Source organism: Ferriphaselus sp. R-1, from assembly GCF_000746095.1.
Taxonomy (GTDB): Bacteria; Pseudomonadota; Gammaproteobacteria; order Burkholderiales; family Gallionellaceae; genus Ferriphaselus.
In genome coordinates this window covers 209,994-228,379 of sequence record NZ_JQKP01000001.1, presented here as the reverse complement: position 1 = coordinate 228,379, position 18,386 = coordinate 209,994, and the positions used below count along the sequence as shown (strand labels likewise).

Sequence of the window (18,386 nt, the reverse complement as noted above, 5' to 3'; positions counted from 1 at the left end):
CCTTAGCCACTGACCCTGACCACCAGCCCCAAATCACGCACCCTTGCTGCAAAAGCTTCCAACTCCGCCACCGGCAACGCCGACAGTCTGGCGGCTTCCGGCTGCAACGACGGGCGCGCCAAGCCATACAGCAGCACACCTTGCAGGCGCGTGCCGGCGTGCAGCAGCCCGGACAGGAAATCCAGATACTCGTCTTCATCGCGACCGCTGGGCGGCGCGCCATCCAGCGCGAACCAGCAGGTTTGCAGCCAGGTCGGGCACAGCGCGCTGGCGGTGACGAGATGCTCACGCACCTTGGCCAGGGTGGTTCGGGTGTCGTTGATGGCGAGCATGCCGACCTCGGAAGCCCGGTCGAGTTTGAACCAGACTGCGCCGTTGTGCTGCGCCATCAGGCGCAGACCGCGCTGGACGCTCTCGCGCTGGATCAGACTGCCGTTGGTGATGAGCACCAGCTTCTGCTCGGCCAACCCGAACTCGGCTTTCAGCCTGCCGACCAGTTCGATGACCTCGGCGAACTCCGCCGCGCTGGTCGGCTCGCCGTTGCCGGAGAGGGCGATGTCGTTGATGCGGCGCATGCCTTCCGGCACGCGGCTGGCCATGAAATCGCCATGCACCAGCTCATGCAAAAAGCCGCGCAGCTCCTGCTCCAGCCGCGCCATATCCACCGGCGGGGCGCTGCCCAGCGTCAGGTTAGGCACCTGGCAATACAGGCAGCGCCAGTTGCAGGCGTTGTTGGGATTGAGATTGATGCCGACCGAGACGCCGCCCGCGCGGCGCGAGATGACGGGATAGACGTAGCGCAGTCCGGCGCTATCGCGGTCGTGGTCGGCTGTGGAAAGCGTCCGCTCGCTCAAGGCTTGATCGGCGGCAGCAGTTTGGAAGGGTCGATAGGCTTGCCGAACTTGCGGATCTCGAAGTGCAGCTTGACCTGCTCGGAATCGGTATTGCCCATCTCGGCGATCTTGTCGCCCTTGGCGACCTGCTGGCGCTCCTTCACCAGAATCTTGTCGTTGTGGGCGTAAGCGCTGATGTAGGTCTTGTTGTGCTTGATGATGATGAGCTTGCCGTAGCCGCGCAAGCCGCTGCCGCTGTACACCACCTTGCCGCCCGCGCTGGCATACACCGGCTGACCGACCTTGCCCGCGATGTCCACGCCCTTGCGGTTGGCGCTTTCGGAGAACTCACCGATTACCTTGCCGCTGGTCGGCGCTATCCACACCAACTCCTCACCCGCAGCCGCGTCATCGGCAACCGGCTCGGTCTCGGCCTTGGCTGCCTCCGCCTTGGGCACCGGCACTACGGGGGTGACGATCACCGGCGGCGGAGGTGGTTTGACCGCCGCTGTCTCCGGCTTGGCTTCTGCCGCCGGTTTGGCCGTGGTCACCGGGGCCGCGACCACCGGCTTGTTCCAGTCCGGCATGGCTTCCAGTTGCGCCAGCGCTTGCTCGGAATAGGGCAGCTTGATCGCCTTGGGCGTGGTCTTGAGCGGAATCTCAGCCGGTCGCTTCACCGGCTCCACCGGCACCGCCGCGTCATCGCCCACCTTGGCCTGAGTGCCCTTGCCCTGTGGGAACAGGCGAATCTCCTGGCCGATCTTGATGATGGAAGGGTTCTCGATGCCGTTCAGCTCGGCCAGCTCGCGGTAATCCAGACCGTAGTTGAAGGCGATGCTGTACATGGTGTCGCCCTTCTTGACCACATGCACGTTGGGCCGCCAATCGCTGGCAGCCGCCACAGACTTTTTCGGTGTCGAAGAAGACACCACCGGCGCGCTCGGCTTGGCGGCCTCGGTCCGGTCGACCACCGCGACACGCTGATTGCCGGTGCCACAGGCGGTCAGCGCCAGTGCCAGGACCAGGGTGAACTGTCTGATGCTCACGATTTCCCCACCAGCAAGGGAACGAACTTCACCGGCTCCAGCGCGGTCTGGCGGAAGCCTTGTTCCTCGCGCTCGATCAGATACAGCATCTGCTCCTGCGTCCCCAGCGGCATGACCAGCCGCCCGCCTATCGCCAGTTGCGCCAGCAGTTCGCGCGGCACATGCGTGGCCGCCGCCGCCATGATGATGCCATCGAACGGCGCGATCTCCGGCAGCCCCATGCCGCCATCGGCGTAGCGCAAACTGACGTTGCGTGCGCCAAGTTCGCGCAGACACAGCACGGCGATGTCATGCAGCGGCTTGATGCGCTCGACGGTAAATACCTCGCGCGCCACCTGCCCCAGCACCGCCGCCTGATAGCCGCGCCCGGTGCCGACTTCCAGCACCCGGTTGAGCGGCCTGTCGTTGCGCAGCACTTCGATCATGCGGGCGACGATGTAAGGCTGGGAGATGGTTTGGCCGTGGCCGATGGGCAGGGAGACATCCTCATACACTCGCGTCGCCAGCGCCTCGTCCACGAACATGTGGCGCGGCACCGAGTTCATCGCCGCCAGCACCACCTCGTCGGTGATGCCCTGCGTGCGCAGGCGCTCGATCATGCGGTTGCGCGTGCGCGCGGAAGTCATGCCGATACCGCTGTGACGCACGTTCATGCAGCATCCTTTCCAACCGCCATCCACTCGCGCACCGCGTTCAACTGTCCGTAATGGGTCAGGTCGATCTGCAACGGCGTGATGGAAGCGTAACCGTGCTCGACCGCAAAGAAATCCGTCTCCGGTCCCGCGTCCTGCGCCTGGCCCGCCGCGCCCACCCAGAACATCGCCTCGCCGCTGGGACTGTGGCACTTCACCGCCGGCTCGGCCTGATGGCGCTTGCCCAGGCGCGTGACCTGCGTCCCCTGCAACTGCTCATAGGGCACATCCGGCACATTGACGTTGAGCAGCCAGGGCTGCGGCTCGTGCTGACGCTGGAAGCGCTGCACCAGCTCGACCACCACGCGCGCGGCGGTCTCGTAATGACTCAGCGTGCGTCCGCCCACCAGCGATACCGCGATGGACGGCACGCCGAGCAGATAGCCTTCGGTCGCCGCCGCCACCGTGCCGGAATAGATCGTGTCGTCGCCCATGTTGGCACCGGCATTGATGCCCGAGATCACCATGTCCGGCTTCTTCTCCAGCATCCCGGTCACGGCCAGATGCACGCAGTCGGTCGGCGTGCCGTTGACGTAGTTGAAACCATTGAAGGCGCGGCGCAGCACCAGCGGCCTGTCCAGCGTCAGCGAGTTGGACGCCCCCGAGCGATTCTGCTCCGGCGCCACCACCGTCACCTCGGCGATCTCCGACAGGAACTCCTCCAGACACTCCAGTCCGGGCGCGAAATAACCGTCGTCGTTGCTAATCAGGATATGCATCGGGGAAACTCAGGACTACCACTGTTTTTATTGCGCGCCATTGTACACGGACAAGCCCACGCCACGGAACTTATGCCGTGCCAACTTAGCGCTAGCTCTGCATCGTGCGCCGTAGCTGAAGCAGCGGTAGGCGACCAGAAGGAAGGTTGCGGCCTGGGCCGCAGGTGACGATACAATGCGGGCAATGGCAAACGCCACGGGCAGCAGGGCAATTTAGCGGTGTGGCGAGGTGACATGCTGGAATGTCCAACTTGCCCCCATTTTTGTTGGACTTTCTGAGCAAATGTCAAATGAGCAACTTGAACAAAGTACCAAATGGCTTGATGAGATTGACTGATTTTAGGGTATTTCTGTTAATTTTCTTCGTCTGGTCACTTGGAGTCTTCCTAAAACTATCGTCACTTATGACATTGGCGATTGTGATGGGAATAGCATTCTTCTATGCACATCTATTGAAAATGTATATCCAGAATGAATGGATTATGCGAATTGTAATCGTAGTTTTTTTCGTGTTTTCTTTGTTTAGATTATCCGGATTGATTGGACTGATTTAGCAAGATAGCCCCGGAACAGCATTCCCCGCGTCAGTGTGTCAGCACACCCCCAACTCACCGCTCGATCAGCATCGCGTCGCCGTAGCTGAAGAAGCGGTAGCCTTGCGCTACGGCCTCGCGGTAGGCGGCCAGTAGATTTTCCATACCGCCGAAGGCGCAGACCAGCATCAGCAGGGTGGAGCGCGGCAGGTGGAAGTTGGTGAGCAGCACGTCCACCACGCGGAAGGCGTAGCCGGGAGTGATGAAGATGTCAGTCTCGCCCGCACCTGCCAGCAATTCGCCGGAGCGCGCCGCGCTTTCCAGTGCGCGCAAGCTGGTGGTGCCCACCGCCACCACACGTCCGCCCCGTGCGCGCGTCTCGCGGATGGCTTCCACGGTGGACGGCGGGATGCTGTAGCGCTCGCTGTGCATCACATGTTCGCTGACGTTTTCAGCGCGCACCGGCTTGAAGGTGCCCGCGCCGACGTGCAGGGTGACGTGGGCCGTGGCTACGCCCTGGGCGCGCAGGATGTCCAGCATCGCATCACTGAAATGCAGCCCGGCGGTGGGGGCTGCCACCGCACCGGGTTCGCGGGCGAACACGGTCTGGTAGCGGGTCTCATCCTCCTCGCCCGCCGCGTGAGTGATGTAGGGCGGCAGCGGCAGCTTGCCGTAACGCTCCAGCAGATCGTAGGCCGATGCTTCGCTCAGGAAACGCAGCAGGAAGAACTCATCCTCGCGTCCCAACACTTCGACCGCCAGCTCGCCCGCCAGCACGATGCGGCTGCCCGGCTTGGGCGACTTGCTGGCGCGCACCTGCGCCAGTACCTCATGCTCGCCCGTCACCCGCTCGACCAGCACCTCGACCTGTCCGCCGCTGGACTTTTGCCCGAACAGCCGCGCCTTGAGCACGCGCGTGTCGTTCAGCACCAGCAGATCGCCTGCGCGCAGCAAGGACGGCAAATCGGCGAACTGCCGGTGCGTCAGCTCCGCCCCGGCGACGTGCAACAACCGGCTACCGCCGCGCTGTTCCGGCGGATGTTGGGCGATGAGTTCTTCGGGCAGGTGAAAGTCGAACAGGTCGGTGCGCATCACAACAAAGCCAGCGCGAAGCTGGCTAGAAAAAGGTGGGCTATGGTATCAAATCAGGCCATCGACCGCCGCCACAAATGGCGCTGTGCGCAAGCGTCTCACTTCGGCCTGTCCTGCAACCAGCGCTTGAAATCGGCTTCGGGCATGGGGTTGGCGAAATAGTATCCTTGGGCGAAGTCGCATCCGCACGCCTTGAGTACGTCCAACTGGGCACCGGTTTCCACGCCTTCAGCGATGGTCTTGATGCCGAGTTTGTGAGCCATCGCGATGATGGCTTCGGTGAGCGCCAGATCGCTGTTGTCTTGGTCAAGATTGCGCACGAAAGACTGGTCGATCTTCAGGTAGTCGATGTCGAATTTCTTGATGTAGGCCAGGGATGAGAATCCCGTGCCGAAGTCGTCGATGGAGACTTGTACGCCCGTATCACTGAATTGGTGCAAGCGATCCTGCACTGCCGCATCGGAATTCAGCAACAAGCCTTCCGTGATCTCCACGGCGACCATTCCTCCTGCCATTTTCTGGTCCGCGAGGTAGGTCATCCAGTCGATCTCCTCGGGATGACGGCTGAACTGTATCGGCGATTTGTTGACACTGATCTGTAGCTCGATGCCCAACTCCCTGCGTATACGGTTAGCTGCTGAAATGGCCTGCTTGAACACCCAGCTACCGATGGAGTGGATCATCCCCGTTTCTTCCGCCAGCGGTATGAAATCAACCGGGCTCACCATGCCAAGACGCGGATGCTTCCAGCGGAGCAAGGCTTCGGCTTTAAGGGTGCGTCCGGTGGCGAGCTCGACGATGGGCTGGAAGTACACCTCCAGCTCGTTCCGCGCCAACGCCAGACGCAGGTCGTTACTCATGCTCTGGCGTTCGATCACCAGTTCCTGCATCGACTGGGTAAAGTAGGAATAGGCGTTGCGGCCGCGATCTTTGGCGGCATACATGGCTTGGTCGGCACATTTGAGCAAGCCATCCACCGTTTGCGTATCGGTCGGATAGAGCGTGATGCCGATACTAGCGGAGACATAGGCGATGTCGCCGCCCAACTCGAACGGCTCCGCCAGTTTCGAGATGATGCTGCTCGCCACGCGCTCGACATGAGCTTGTTCACTCAGGTTCGGCAGGATGACCGTGAACTCGTCCCCGCCCAGACGCGCCACCGTATCCGATTCCCGCACACACTGGCCGATGCGCCGGGCAGCCTCGATCAGCAACAGATCGCCGGCCTGGTGTCCGAGCGAGTCGTTGATCTGCTTGAAGCGATCCAGATCGATGAAGAACAGGGCCAGCGTCTGGCCGCTGCGATGCACTTTGCGGATGTCTTGCTCCAAACGATCGATGAACAGCCGCCGGTTCGGCAGTTGCGTCAGTGGATCGATATTGGCTTGGCTCCAAATGATCTGTTCGTTCTTCTTCTTTTCGGTGATGTCAGAGAACAGGGCGATATGGCGACTGATCTTGCCTGCCTTATCCCGGATGGTATTGATGGTCAGCTGTTTGGCATAGACCTCGCCGTTCTTGCGCTTATCCCACACCTCGCCGAACCAGTAGCCATGGTCGTTCAACGCGCTCCACATCGCGTGGTAGAACTCCTGGTCATGCCGTCCGGACTGGAAGATGCGCGGGTTCTTGCCCTTCACTTCTTCCAGCGTATAACCGGATATCTTGGTGAACGCCGGATTCACATTGAGGATGTTGTTATCCCCATCCGTAACCAACATCGCTTCACTGCTGGCCTGATAGACCATGCTGGCGATCTTCAGCGACTCATCGATGCGCTTGCGCTCCGTGATGTCGCGCGCTACGCCCGTCGTACCGATCAACTCACCCGCTTCGTTGATGATGGGTGCTTTGAACGCCTCGTACCAGATGTCCGTTCCCCGATCGACGCTGTGCACCTCCAGGGTCAGTTGCTTGCGGGTGGCGATCACTTCCATATCATCCAGGTGATAGCGGTTGGCCAGCGCAGGCGACCATATCTCCGTATCTACCTTGCCGATCAACTCATCGAGGCTGGATTTGCCCGCCGCTTCAACGAACAGTCGGTTGGCAGCGACATAACGCCCGGCCATATCCTTCAGCCAGACCATGTACGGCATATTGTCCAGGATCGCGCGGAGCTTGGCCTCACGGTCACGCAACCGGGATTCCGTCTGTTTGCGCAAGGTGATGTCCTGCGCCGAACAATAGATCATCTGCTGACCGTCGATGACCAGCCGAACCGCCGAGATCTCCGCGTCGATGATCTCGCCGGACTTACGCCGCTGCCGGGTCTCAAAGGTCGCTCCTTCGACAGGGAAACTATTCACCTTGGAGATGAAATCTTCCAATGAGCCCAGCTCGACATCCCAGCTCAGCACGTTCGCACCACTCAGCTCATCCGCGCTATAGCCCAGCAAGCGGCAGAACGAATCGCTGGCCTGTATGAGTGTGCCGCGACTATCGAGGATGTGCAGTCCATCGCTCGCCGCCTTGAGCAACGCGACATTTTTTTGACTCTCGCGCTGCAAGGACAGCTCGGCCAACTTGCGCGGTGTGATGTTGATATTGATGCCTATGATGCGCAGTGCCTTACCGTCCACATCGCGCTTGACCACTTTGGCCTTGCCCAACACCCATATCCACTCGCCGCTCTTGTGGCGCAGGCGGTGCTCGTATTCATAACTCGGCAACTCGCCTTTGAAGTGCGCTTCCAGCAGACGCTGGGCCTCCGGCAGATCGTCGGGATGACACAACGGCTCCCATACCGAAATATCATGCGCCAACTCACCAGGCTGATAGCCCAGCATCGCCGACCATTGCAGTGAGGTGATCAGCTCGCCGGTGACGATATCCCAATCCCACGTCCCCGCCTCGGCACTTTCCAGCGCCAGCTCAAGCCGTTCCTCGACTTGCAGCATGTAGGCTTCCCACTGTTTGTGTTCGGTGATGTCATGGAACACGCACTGGAAGATCGCCCCGCCATCGGGCAGTTCGACGACAACCACCGAGGCATCGATATCGACGATGCTGCCATCGCGCTTACGGTGCTGGGTAATGAACCGGTCCCGGCCAGACTTCAGGATTTGTCGTTTATGCTGCTCGACCCGCGCCGGGTCTTCCTTGGCCTCGAAATCGGGGATATAGAGCGCGAGCATCTCGGATTCGCTATAGCCATATTCACGCAAGGCGGACTGATTACAACCGATGACCTTCCCCGACACATCGATCAGCACCACGCTATCGGGCAGTTCATCGAACAAGAGCTGATAACGCTGACTCAATGACTGGATGCTGGCCGTATCTTTCACCCGGTCACTGATGTCCTCGATCAATGACCACGTGTGATTCACCCCTTCCCGCACCAACTGGAACCCGCTCAATCGCACCGGCACGAGGCTACCGTCCTTGCGTTTCAGCTGCTTTTCGTAGGGACCATAGCGCCCCGTCTGCCGGAGCGCATCCAGCTGCAAGATGTCCTGCCCTTGATAGTCAGGCGATGTCATCTCCCAGAAATCGCGGTGCCTTAACTCCTCAGTGTCATAGCCGGTGATGCGTTCGAAGGCTTCATTGAATTCGATGAACTTGCCGTTCGGGTCGGTCAAGGCGATGCCCAGCGGCGAGAGCGAATACAAACCATCCAGGATTTCCGCGCGCTCCCGGATCTCCGCCGCCCCCTGCACGATAGTGGTCACGTTCGACACTTCGACAAAGAAGCCCTGAACCTCACCGTCCACCACATCGGGGATATAGCGCGCCAGCGAATAACGGATGATGCCATCGGGTGACGGGATCTCTCGCTCGAACTCCTGCGGCTCGCCGCGCAGCACCCCCTCGATGAACGGCAAATTGAGCCGGTAACGCTCCTCACCGATGACTTGACGGATGTGTTGCCCAAGGACTTGCTCGGGAAGCAGGCCGAACCAGTCGAGATACGCCTGATTCGCATAGCGATTGATCAGTGACTTGTCCCAGTAGCCTATCATCGAGGGCATGTGGTCGAGGATCTTGCACAGATCGAGGCTCTGGATGAAGCTCCGCGCGCGCGCCAGCGATTGTGGGTCGCTCTGCCCGAGCTGGGCGCGCAACCATTGATTCTCACGCTCCAACTCGTTGAGCCTCAACTCGATATCGCGCGCATCAGTCATATTCAAAATTGAAATGGAAACATTGCAACGAAAAGAACCCCCGGTACTTGGCTCGGCTATTCGGCTGAAATCGATACGGCTGCGGCAGTATCGACCAAACACGCCGCCCTCCGCAAGCTCAATCCAACAGTAGGCGACGCGGTGGAGAGTGGAGCAATCTGCGCGTGTTAAACCAACCTGCCAGCATCACGATCGCCACTCCGCCCGCACCGCCCAGCACGAAAACGTCCACATCGAGCACAAAGGGCAGATCGAGCACATGGCGCGCCAGCACATAGCCCAGCGCCTCCGCGCCCGCCGCTGCGAACGCACCGCTCAGGCCGCCCAGCACGGCGAATTCGGTCAGGTGCAAACGGCGCAGGTAGCGGCTGTCCGCGCCCAGCGTGCGCAGGATGGCGGTTTGCTTGATGCGCTCGTCCTGCGTCGCCAGCAGCGCGGCGTACAGCACCGCCAGCCCGGCCAGCAAGGTGAACAGGAACACCGCGCCCAGCGTGCGGGTGATCTGGTCCATGATGACGCGCACCTGGGCGATCACCGCGCCGGTGTCGATCACCAGCACATTGGGGAATCGGGTCAGCAGCGCGGCTTCGGCGGCGAGCTGGTCCGGCGGCAGATGGAAACTGGTGATGTAGCTGGCCGGGGCGTTCTCCAGCAAGCCGGGCGCGGCGATGACGAAGAAGTTCACCCGCATCGAATCCCACTGCACCCGGCGCAGACTCGCCACTCGCGCGGTGAACGTCTCGCCCGCCAGATCGTAGGTGAGCGTGTCGCCGAGGTGGATGTCGAGTGTCTTGGCGATGCCCTCTTCTACTGAGAGCTGGCCGCCGTCACGCTGGGTTTCGTCATTCCGGCGCAGGCCGGAATCCAGTGCTTCTGATGAACTGGATACCGGGCTGCGCCGATGTGACGACAGAGTCTCTTCTGAATGGGGCAGTGCCCACCACGCCCCGCTCACCAGCGCGTTGCCTTCCGGCAGCTTGTCCGCCCAGGACAGGTTGAACTCGCGCTCCACCAGCGCGCGGGCGCGCGGCTCCGGATAGTCCTCACTGCGCACCGGACGCTGGTTGATCGCCAGCAGCCGTCCGCGCACCATGGGCAACAGCGTGGGCGCTGGCAGGCCGTGACTCACCAGCAACTCGCCCACGCCCGCCACCTGATCCGGCTGCACGTTGACCAGAAAGCGGTTGGGCGCATCCGGCGGCAGCCGTCCCTGCCAGCTTTGCAGCAAGTCGTCGCGCACCAGCGTCAGACTCAGCAGCGCCATGCCGCCCAGACTCAGCGCCACGATTTGCACCGCGTTGCTGCGCCCGTGGCGGGCGAGGTTGGCGTAGGCGTGATGTCCGGCCAGCGGCAATCTCGCCAAGCCGCGCAACAGTGCCCAGGCCAGCACGCCGAATCCCAGCAAACCGGCTGCCAGCCCGCCCAGCACCGCCAGCCCCAACTTCACCGAACCGGCCTGCCACAGGAACAGCGCGCCCAGCACCGCCCCGCCGGAAAGATAGAGCAAGGCCGCGCTGCCGCCCGGCGCGCCGAGTTCGCGGCGGATGACGCGCAGCGGCGGCACCTGCTTCAACTGCCACAGCGGCAAAAAGGTGAAACCGAGCAGCAGCGCCATGCCGCTGGCGGCAGCTTGCATCAAGGGCAACGCGCCGGGCGCGGGCAAAGCCGCCTCGCGCATCGCCGAAATGGCCTGCACCAGTGCCACCTGCGCCGCGTAACCGAGCCCATCGCCCAACAGCACCGCAGCCAGTCCGAGCCACAGGAATTGCAACAGGAAGATGCCCAGCACCTGCGACTGGCTGGCACCCAGGCAGCGCATCACGGCACAGGCATCGAGATGACGGGTGATGAAGCGGCGCGCCGCCAGCGCCAGCGCCACACCGGCCAGCACCACGGCAGTGAGCGCGGCCAGCCCGAGGAAGTGCTCGGCGCGTTCCAGCGCGATGCGAATCTCGGGGCGCGCATCGCGCACGTCCTCCAGCTTCTCGCCCACGCCCAGCCGCGTCTCCAGCCAGCCGCGATACGCCGCCAGCTGTACCGCGTCGCCCGAGAACAGCAAGCGATGACTGATGCGACTGCCCTCCTGCACCAGCCCGCTGGCAGGCAGATCGGCGGCGTTCAGCGTCAGGCGCGGAGCAAAGCTGGCGAAGCCCGCCGACTGATCCACATCGCGTACCACCCGCGCCGCAAGACGCAGATGCAGCGCCCCGACCTCCAGCGTATCGCCAGTCTGCAGATCCAGACGACGCAGCAGACGCTCGTCCGCCCAAGCCGTGCCGGGCGCAGGAATATTGCTGTCGCTCCCTCTCCCATTGGGAGAGGGCTGGGGTGAGGGCGCAGCCTCGGCCATACCGTCGCCCGTATCAATCACCAGGCTGCCGCGCAGCGGATACCCAGCCTCCACCGCCAGCAACTCGGCCAGCACGCTCTGCTGCCCGTGCCGCACCACGCTGGGAAACGTCGCCGTCGCCACCACCCGCAAGCCGCGCCGCTGCGCCTCATCCCGATACATCGCCGGAATCGCCCGCGTCGAACTCAGCCGCAGATCCGCCCCCAGCAAGGCATGCGCCTCAGTCTGCAACGCCTGCCGCACCCGGTCAGCGAACAGCCCGACCGTAGCGATGCTGGCCACCGCCAACACCAGCGCGACCAGCAACACGCGCCACTCGCCGGCACGGAAGTCACGCAGCAACATGTTCCATGCCAGCCGAACGAGGCTCATTCCACCTCCCCTCGCCCGTTTACGGGAGAGGGGCTGGGGGAGAGGGCGCGACTCTCCACCTCCAATCGAATACGCTCCAGCACTGTCTCCATCTCGCTCATCAACTCGTTATTCCAGAATCGCAACACCGTAAATCCCTGACTTTTCAGCCATGCATCCCTCACCCGATCACAGCCGACCTGATCCAGGTGTTGCCCTCCATCCAGCTCAATCACCAGTTTTGCCTCCATACACACAAAGTCCACTACATAGCGCCCGAGCGGTTTCTGTCGCTTGAATTTCAACCCCATGAAACGATGCGCGCGCAGGTGATACCAGAGGCGTTGCTCAGCCTCGGTCTGGTTGCGGCGCAGTGATTTTGCGTTGTCCAGAAGGCTCATCGCCCCTCTCCCCTACCCCTCTCCCGTAAACGGGCGAGGGGAAACCGCCCGCCCGGCTTCCAGCCGTAGTTGCCTGCCGCATCTCGCCGCCAGTGCTTCGTCGTGGGTGACGAGAATGAGCGTGGTGCCTTGGGCACGGTTCAGTTCCAGCAACAGTTCGATGATCTGGCGGCCTGTGCTGGCATCAAGGTTGCCGGTGGGTTCGTCGGCGAACAGGATCTTGGGCTGGACGACGAAGGCGCGGGCGATGGCGACGCGTTGCTGTTCGCCGCCGGACAGGTGTTTGGGCAGATGATGCAGGCGGTGACCCAAGCCGACGCGAATCAACACGGCTTCGGCTTGCTGGCGGGCATCGCGCTGGCCGCGCAGTTCCAGCGGTAGCATCACGTTCTCCAGCGCAGTCAGGGCGGGCAAAAGCTGGAACGACTGGAACACGAAACCGGCCAGTCTGCCGCGCAAGCGGGCGCGCGCGTCTTCATCGCAGGCGAAGATGTCCACGCCATCCAGCTTCACCGTACCGCTGCTCGGGACATCCAGCCCGGCCAGCAAACCCAGCAAGGTGGACTTGCCGGAGCCGGACGCACCGAGGATGGCCAGACTCTCGCCCGCCTCCACACCGAAGCTGATCGCCTCCAGGATCACCAGCGGCTGGCCGCCACTTTCCACTTGCTTGCCCAGATCGTCTGCCCGCACAATCGCCGCCATGAAACGCTCCATCATCAAGTTGCTACTGTTACTCGCCGCGTGCCTGCCCACGCTCGGCACCGCGCAAACCATCCTCGTGTTTGGCGACAGTCTTTCCGCCGCCTACGGCATCCCGCGCGAACAGGGCTGGGTGGCGTTGTTGCAACGCGCACGCCCGGACCTCAAGGTGGTCAACGCCAGCATCAGCGGCGAGACCGCAGCGGGCGGATTGCGGCGGCTGGATGCCGCACTGCGCCAGCATCGCCCCGACCTCGTACTGCTGGAACTGGGCGCGAACGACGGATTGCGTGGCCGCCCGGTCCCCGACATCGAACACGATTTGGCCGAACTCATCCGCCGCTCACAACACGCCCAAGCCAGGGTCGTGCTGCTGGGTATGCAACTGCCGCCGAACTACGGCGCGGACTATACCCGGGATTTCCGCGCACTCTACCCCAAACTGGCTCAGCGCTACCGCACCGCGCTGGTTCCCTTCCTGTTGGCGCACATACCGCCGGAGCAGTTTCAGGCTGACGACCTGCATCCCGGTGTCGCCGCACAGGCGCAGATAGTGCGCAATGTGTCGCCCGCGCTGCCCTGATCCGCCCGGCCTGCGCAGATGCGACAAAATGCCGCATTCCCAAGCGGGCGCTACGCCCGTATAGTTCGCTCACCCCGCAGACGGTGGATGGTTTCAGTAGTCTCCTCCCAAACTCCTCTGCTTGAATTGCTACCGTCTGCGGGTCTCTCCTGTAGCTCGTTGTACCGTGCCCAAGCGTCCGTTACCACCGGGGGGCGGACGCTGAAGCACCCTAACCGCAACCGGCCAGATCCAAGCCTTCGACGAACGTGAACATCCAACGCCTCCACTCCCTGACACCACTTTCCTCCCTGCGCTACCTCGGCCTGCTGTGCGTCGGCCTGATGTGGGTCGTGCCCGGCCTTGATTTCCGCCACCTGCTGCCCAGAGCCACGTTCTACCCCGAGTGGGATGCCTTTGCGCTCGGGCTGGCCGCGCTGCTCCCGTTGCTGTCGCCGCAAAGCTGGCGCACGCAGGAGTTGCCCGCCATCACCCTGCTCCCCGCCGGGCTGATCCTGCTCGTGCTTTGGCAGCTTCAGCTCGGCCTGATCCCTTACGCCGGACATGCGCTGACCGTCGCGCTCTACCTGCTGTGGGCCATCCTGCTCATCCTGCTGGGGAGGCAGTTGCGCATCGCGTTCGGCCTGCCGCTGCTGGCCGCCACCCTCGCCGCCTTCCTGCTGGCGGGGGCCGAGCTACAGGCGCTGAGCGCCATCCTGCAAAACTTCCGCTGGGACACGCCCCTCAACCACTTCGTGCTGTGGACACAGGCTGAGCGCACCATCATCAACGGCAATCTGGGTCAGGCCAATTCACTGAGCGATTACCTCGCCCTCGGGCTGGTTTCGCTGGGATTGCTGTACGCCCGTGGCAGCCTGCGTGCCGGGCTGACCGGCCTGTTGGCCGCCCCGCTGCTGTACGCCATGGTACTGAGCGGCTCGCGCAGCGGCTGGCTCTACCTCGCCGCCTTCGCCGCCGCGAGCTACGTCTGGCAACGGCGCGACGAGGCGCTGCGCCCTCTGTTCCGCTATGCCGGGTGGCTGCTGCCCGCCTTCGTGCTGATGCACGGCGTGGCGCACCTGCCCTGGTTCGCCGCTGCGGGGGATGTGTCGCCGCTGGAGAAGATGAGCAACCTCGGCGGATATGCCCAGCGCCTCTATCTGTGGCACGAGGCCGCGCTGGTGTTCGCGCAATCGCCCTGGCTGGGCGCGGGTTTCGGCCAGTTCGCCTGGCAGCACTTCCTGCACAGCGCCGAGCTGCGCAACCCCATTCCGGATGTCATGGGCAGCAACGCCCACAATCTGGTGATGCAACTGGCCGCCGAGACCGGGCTGGCGGGGCTCGTCCTGCTCGTGCTCGCCGTAGCGCTGTGGTATCGCGGCCAGCGCAGCACCGCCACCACGCTGGAACACGGCTGGGGCTACGGCCTGCTGCTGGTGCTGGGCATCCACTCCCTGCTGGAATATCCCCTGTGGTACGCCTATTTCCTCGGCATCGCCGCCATCACCCTGGGCCTGCTGGAGAGCCACACCCTGCGTTTCGACCTCGCGCGGTTAGGCGCGCCGCTGATGGCGCTGATCCTGCTCGGTGGCGGCTGGGAACTCGGCCAGCTCTACCGCGCCAACGCCCATCTGGTGCGACTTTCCGCACCCAAAATCGAAGGTCACCCCGAGGAATACGAGCAGCGCGTCGAAGCCGCCATGAAAATCTTGGATGCCGACCTGCTGATGCGTCCCTATGCCGACCTGTTCATGGCCTCGTCCGCCCCGTTCGGCATCAACGACCCCGCCGTTCGATTGCACTACAGCGAACCCGCCCTGCGCTACGCCCCGGTCGATACCCTGGGCTACCGCGTCGCCGTGTTGCTCGCCGTACAAGGTCGCAGCGCAGAAGCCCAAGCCATGATGCAGCGCGCCATCTGGGCCCATCCACATCGCTTTGATGCCGTCCGGCAAGCCATGCCCTGGCTGGTATTGCAAGACCCGGAACACCTCGGCCCGCTGCTGGCCTACGCCAAACAGGAATACGCCGCGCGTGAACAGCAACAGGCAAAAGGCAAGTAGGGCAGCAACGCGAAACGCGCCCGCCAAGGCCAGGAATCCACCTTGAACCAAGGCCGCGCGCAGGATGCTTATCTTATTTATTCATGTAGATATGATGGGTGCGACAATATGTCACATTCCCAGGCGTAACAAGTTTTCTTACACTGCGCCCGCCTAACAACTTGAGGGCAGTTCTCATGCAAGGGGTACTTACATGCGGAACAGCAATAACCATCCAAAACAAATCAGGAGCGCAACAATGCAAATGCAACGCAAACAACAGGGTTTCACCCTGATCGAACTGGTCGCCGTGATCGTGGTCCTCGGCATCCTGGCTTCCATCGCCATGCCCAAGTTCTTCGGCCTGCAAGCTGAAGCCCGTGCTACTGCCGTGAATGGTGCTAAGGCTAATCTGGCCAGCGCTGCCACCATGGCTCACGCCAAGATGCTGGCCACCAATCAGATGCCTGCAATTTTTGACGGCATTGGCCCCATCTCTTGGTCCGCCCACAACCCTGATGGCCCATCTGCCGGTCTGATCGCCGGGTTGAACCAAGTATCAGGTACTGGCGGTATGATGCCCGTTACAGCAGTAGCTACAAGTGATTGGAATGTATTGGAAGGGCCAGCGACATTCGGTACCAGCACCATGGGTATGACGACTTATGGTACGCCAGTTTCGATTGTTGCAGGTCAAACAGTTTGGACTCCAGCTTCTGTTGGTACTGGCATGAATGCGTCGGCCTGCTATGTGAAATACACCAATGCTTCCCTCTCGACTCCTATGAATGGCACTAATCAAACCGTTATTGAGCCAAAGATTGAGGCTGTCACTACTGGCTGCTCTGCATCCGGCATGTAATAACTTGCTGTACTGAGACGGGCAGGGTGTGTACCTTGCCCGTTTTTGTGTTTCAGGAACCCGATGAAAAATCCCCGTTTCGCGCCCTGGCAGCGCGGATTCACCCTGATCGAACTGATCGCCGTGATGGTGATCCTTGGCGTGCTGGCGGCACTGGTTCTGCCGCGCGTTTCCGTCGAGCGCAGCGATGTCGATGCCCGCGTTTTCTACGATCAAGTCATCAGCAGTTTGCGTTACGCCCAGAGAGCCGCTGTCACCCAACAGCGCTTTGTGTGCGTCACGTTCACTCAAACGAACACCCAGACCCAACTGGCTTACAGCTTCGGCGACACCAACCTTTGCGGAACGAATTTGCCTGCGCCGGACAATGCACTAGCGCAATATTCCGTAAGCACGCCCGCCGCTGATGCCCCGCCAGGCAGTCTGCCGTTGGCCCGATTCTCGGCGACTCCGACCCCATTCTATTTTTCCAAGGAGGGCAGCTCCAGTTACGTCGGCTCACTCAACATCTGCGGCGTGGATGTGGAAAGCAATGCCACGAACGGCGCGTGCCGCACGCTGTGCATCGCCCCAGAAACCGGGCTGATCTATCCCCTGCGGACGGGAGCGAGCGCATGCTGAACCTGAAGCAGCGCCAGTGCGGCCTGACCCTGATCGAGCTGATCGTCGCCATCGTGATCCTGGGCGGCGCAATGGTTAGCATGGCAGCGGTGATGCAAGCTAATGCCCGCAGCAGCGCCAGCGCATCACGTCAGGCACAGGCGGTGGTGCTGGCACGCGCTGTGCTGACCCGACTCGACTCGCAGCCTTTCGCCAATCTGCCCGCCTGCAGCCCGACACCCGTCACCCAAGCGCTGCCTGATGGCACAGGGAATCCGGTCACCGGCTATTCCGCGTCGCTGCTGGTCAGTTGCCCAAGCTGGCCGAACGTCACCACGGCTAACGACATCAAGCAATTGACCCTGACCGTGAACATCCTCGCAGCGGATGACGGCGGGACTCTAAATCGCGTGCAGTTGGACAGTTACCGCGCCAACTATCCCGCTGGCAAAGTGACGAGGTTGCCCTGATGCGCCAGCGCGGATTCACCCTCATCGAGCTCATCGCCGTGATCGTCATCCTCGGCGTGCTGGCGGCGATCACGCCGAACTTCATTTCCCTGCCTGCACAAAGTTACGCCAACGCGGCCAGCCGCGCCGAGTTGAGCTACGCGGGTGCGACGGCGCTAAGCTGGCTCAGGACCGATCTGGCTCAGGCCTCAGGCGCACCGACAGTCACGGGGACAAACAGCCTGAGCATCACAAAGGCCAGTGGCACAACCGTGACCTACAGCTTCACCGGCAATCAACTACTGCGCAGCGACAGCTCGCTCTCGGGAGCCAATAAAGTGCTGGTGGCTGGCGTTTGTCCAGGTGCAGAAGTGCACACGAATCCCGCCTTCTTTCTGGACACGGCCAGCCAGTCGGTCAAGATCGACTTGCCGCTGATCGCCCGCACGAATTGCCAGGACACCAGTGTCGGCAACGAGATGATGGAACTCCACGACACGATTTCGTACCGGAGGACGTGGTGAACCCGACTTCACATAAGCAGCGCGGCTTTGCTCTGGTGATCGAGATCTTTGCGCTGGTGATGATCGCGGCGCTGGTGGTGGCCGGGCTGAGCCTGTCCATGCCGCAACAGGCCGGAGTCACGCAGGAGGCGCGCGCCACCGAGGCTGAATTGGCCGCCCGCGCCGGGATTGAATGGGCGGCGTATCAGACGCTAAACAACGACTGCGGTGCGTTCGCCGTGGGTGCTCGAACAGCCCCCGTTTCGGCTGTAGCGCCGTTGGCGGGTAGCTTGGCCGATTTTCAGGTGGTGGTCACAGCCAGTGCCGTGACGGCGGCGAGCGCGGTCGTTTGCGCTGCCAGCGGCGTGCCCGCCGCCAGTGCGGTGGGCTGGGCCTATGCGGTATCGGCAGTCGCTACGGCGGTGACGGCGGGGAGTGGTGTGGCTGAAGCGACCAACACTCAGGCGGGACGTGCGGAATACTCCGAGCGTACTTTGCAAGTGCGCATAGATAGAAACTAAT

16 protein-coding genes are annotated in these 18,386 nt (G+C 62.3%); 7 read left to right on the top strand and 9 right to left on the bottom strand.

Translation table 11 applies throughout. The features are described from left to right. Positions 1 to 2 precede the first annotated feature (2 nt). The 9 genes from DM08_RS01190 to DM08_RS01145 form a co-directional block, all read right to left on the bottom strand. Positions 3 to 854: a radical SAM protein gene (locus DM08_RS01190; protein WP_035382776.1), complete on the bottom strand. Its 852-nt coding sequence runs from the start codon at positions 852 to 854 to the stop codon at positions 3 to 5. Further along, positions 851 to 1,879, bottom strand: coding sequence for a peptidoglycan DD-metalloendopeptidase family protein (locus DM08_RS01185; protein ID WP_035382775.1), 1,029 nt, complete (start codon positions 1,877 to 1,879; stop codon positions 851 to 853). Before DM08_RS01185 ends, DM08_RS01190 begins: the two co-directional genes overlap by 4 nt. Next, positions 1,876 to 2,532 carry a protein-L-isoaspartate(D-aspartate) O-methyltransferase gene (locus DM08_RS01180; protein WP_035382774.1) on the bottom strand — a complete coding sequence of 219 codons (657 nt, stop codon included), beginning with the start codon at positions 2,530 to 2,532 and terminating at the stop codon, positions 1,876 to 1,878. The genes DM08_RS01185 and DM08_RS01180 overlap by 4 nt, the downstream gene beginning before the upstream one ends. Further along, positions 2,529 to 3,290 (bottom strand): 5'/3'-nucleotidase SurE, encoded by a 762-nt coding sequence (surE, locus tag DM08_RS01175; protein ID WP_035382773.1) that lies wholly within the window; start codon positions 3,288 to 3,290, stop codon positions 2,529 to 2,531. The genes DM08_RS01180 and surE overlap by 4 nt, the downstream gene beginning before the upstream one ends. Before the next feature lie 608 nt (positions 3,291 to 3,898). Next, on the bottom strand, positions 3,899 to 4,915 hold the full coding sequence (queA, locus tag DM08_RS01165; protein ID WP_035382771.1) for a tRNA preQ1(34) S-adenosylmethionine ribosyltransferase-isomerase QueA: 1,017 nt from the start codon (positions 4,913 to 4,915) through the stop codon (positions 3,899 to 3,901). A 98-nt stretch (positions 4,916 to 5,013) separates the two neighbouring features. Beyond that, positions 5,014 to 9,042: a sensor domain-containing protein gene (locus tag DM08_RS12125; RefSeq protein ID WP_051937709.1), complete on the bottom strand. Its 4,029-nt coding sequence runs from the start codon at positions 9,040 to 9,042 to the stop codon at positions 5,014 to 5,016. Between the two features lie 118 nt (positions 9,043 to 9,160). Then, positions 9,161 to 11,764: an ABC transporter permease gene (locus DM08_RS01155; protein WP_035382770.1), complete on the bottom strand. Its 2,604-nt coding sequence runs from the start codon at positions 11,762 to 11,764 to the stop codon at positions 9,161 to 9,163. Next, the gene (locus DM08_RS01150) at positions 11,761 to 12,144 is read right to left on the bottom strand and encodes an endonuclease domain-containing protein (RefSeq protein WP_035382769.1); all 384 of its coding nucleotides are present in this window, start codon (positions 12,142 to 12,144) and stop codon (positions 11,761 to 11,763) included. The genes DM08_RS01155 and DM08_RS01150 overlap by 4 nt, the downstream gene beginning before the upstream one ends. A gap of 12 nt (positions 12,145 to 12,156) precedes the next feature. After that, positions 12,157 to 12,864, bottom strand: a complete 708-nt coding sequence (locus tag DM08_RS01145) for an ABC transporter ATP-binding protein (RefSeq protein WP_035382768.1) — start codon at positions 12,862 to 12,864, stop codon at positions 12,157 to 12,159. Between DM08_RS01145 and DM08_RS01140 the strand changes: the two genes are divergently transcribed. The 7 genes from DM08_RS01140 to DM08_RS12105 all read left to right on the top strand — a co-directional run bounded on the left by DM08_RS01140 (position 12,848) and on the right by DM08_RS12105 (position 18,385). Further along, complete coding sequence (locus DM08_RS01140) at positions 12,848 to 13,429, top strand: arylesterase (RefSeq protein WP_035382767.1); 582 nt, start codon at positions 12,848 to 12,850, stop codon at positions 13,427 to 13,429. The genes DM08_RS01145 and DM08_RS01140 overlap by 17 nt on opposite strands. 248 nt (positions 13,430 to 13,677) lie before the next feature. Further along, complete coding sequence (locus tag DM08_RS01135; protein ID WP_035382766.1) at positions 13,678 to 15,471, top strand: PglL family O-oligosaccharyltransferase; 1,794 nt, start codon at positions 13,678 to 13,680, stop codon at positions 15,469 to 15,471. Between the two features lie 238 nt (positions 15,472 to 15,709). Beyond that, positions 15,710 to 16,312 (top strand): type II secretion system protein, encoded by a 603-nt coding sequence (locus DM08_RS13280; protein WP_051937708.1) that lies wholly within the window; start codon positions 15,710 to 15,712, stop codon positions 16,310 to 16,312. A 63-nt stretch (positions 16,313 to 16,375) separates the two neighbouring features. Beyond that, positions 16,376 to 16,933 carry a pilus assembly FimT family protein gene (locus DM08_RS12115; RefSeq protein ID WP_051937707.1) on the top strand — a complete coding sequence of 186 codons (558 nt, stop codon included), beginning with the start codon at positions 16,376 to 16,378 and terminating at the stop codon, positions 16,931 to 16,933. Beyond that, on the top strand, positions 16,927 to 17,382 hold the full coding sequence (locus DM08_RS01120) for a type IV pilus modification PilV family protein (protein ID WP_035382765.1): 456 nt from the start codon (positions 16,927 to 16,929) through the stop codon (positions 17,380 to 17,382). Before DM08_RS12115 ends, DM08_RS01120 begins: the two co-directional genes overlap by 7 nt. After that, on the top strand, positions 17,382 to 17,885 hold the full coding sequence (locus tag DM08_RS12110) for a type II secretion system protein (protein WP_051937706.1): 504 nt from the start codon (positions 17,382 to 17,384) through the stop codon (positions 17,883 to 17,885). The genes DM08_RS01120 and DM08_RS12110 overlap by 1 nt, the downstream gene beginning before the upstream one ends. Beyond that, positions 17,882 to 18,385 carry a hypothetical protein gene (locus DM08_RS12105; protein WP_152555747.1) on the top strand — a complete coding sequence of 168 codons (504 nt, stop codon included), beginning with the start codon at positions 17,882 to 17,884 and terminating at the stop codon, positions 18,383 to 18,385. Before DM08_RS12110 ends, DM08_RS12105 begins: the two co-directional genes overlap by 4 nt. The last annotated feature ends 1 nt before the right edge of the window (position 18,386 follow it).

What these genes read in the sequence shown, in the direction of transcription:
- DM08_RS01180 (WP_035382774.1), bottom strand. Translation starts at nt 2,532, where the DNA reads ATGAACGTGCGTCACAGCGGTATCGGCATGACTTCCGCGCGCACGCGC.
- surE (WP_035382773.1), bottom strand. Translation starts at nt 3,290, where the DNA reads ATGCATATCCTGATTAGCAACGACGACGGTTATTTCGCGCCCGGACTG.
- queA (WP_035382771.1), bottom strand. Translation starts at nt 4,915, where the DNA reads ATGCGCACCGACCTGTTCGACTTTCACCTGCCCGAAGAACTCATCGCC.
- DM08_RS12125 (WP_051937709.1), bottom strand. Translation starts at nt 9,042, where the DNA reads ATGACTGATGCGCGCGATATCGAGTTGAGGCTCAACGAGTTGGAGCGT.
- DM08_RS01155 (WP_035382770.1), bottom strand. Translation starts at nt 11,764, where the DNA reads ATGAGCCTCGTTCGGCTGGCATGGAACATGTTGCTGCGTGACTTCCGT.
- DM08_RS01150 (WP_035382769.1), bottom strand. Translation starts at nt 12,144, where the DNA reads ATGAGCCTTCTGGACAACGCAAAATCACTGCGCCGCAACCAGACCGAG.
- DM08_RS01140 (WP_035382767.1), top strand. Translation starts at nt 12,848, where the DNA reads ATGAAACGCTCCATCATCAAGTTGCTACTGTTACTCGCCGCGTGCCTG.
- DM08_RS01145 (WP_035382768.1), bottom strand. Translation starts at nt 12,864, where the DNA reads ATGATGGAGCGTTTCATGGCGGCGATTGTGCGGGCAGACGATCTGGGC.
- DM08_RS13280 (WP_051937708.1), top strand. Translation starts at nt 15,710, where the DNA reads ATGCAAATGCAACGCAAACAACAGGGTTTCACCCTGATCGAACTGGTC.
- DM08_RS12115 (WP_051937707.1), top strand. Translation starts at nt 16,376, where the DNA reads ATGAAAAATCCCCGTTTCGCGCCCTGGCAGCGCGGATTCACCCTGATC.
- DM08_RS01120 (WP_035382765.1), top strand. Translation starts at nt 16,927, where the DNA reads ATGCTGAACCTGAAGCAGCGCCAGTGCGGCCTGACCCTGATCGAGCTG.
- DM08_RS12110 (WP_051937706.1), top strand. Translation starts at nt 17,382, where the DNA reads ATGCGCCAGCGCGGATTCACCCTCATCGAGCTCATCGCCGTGATCGTC.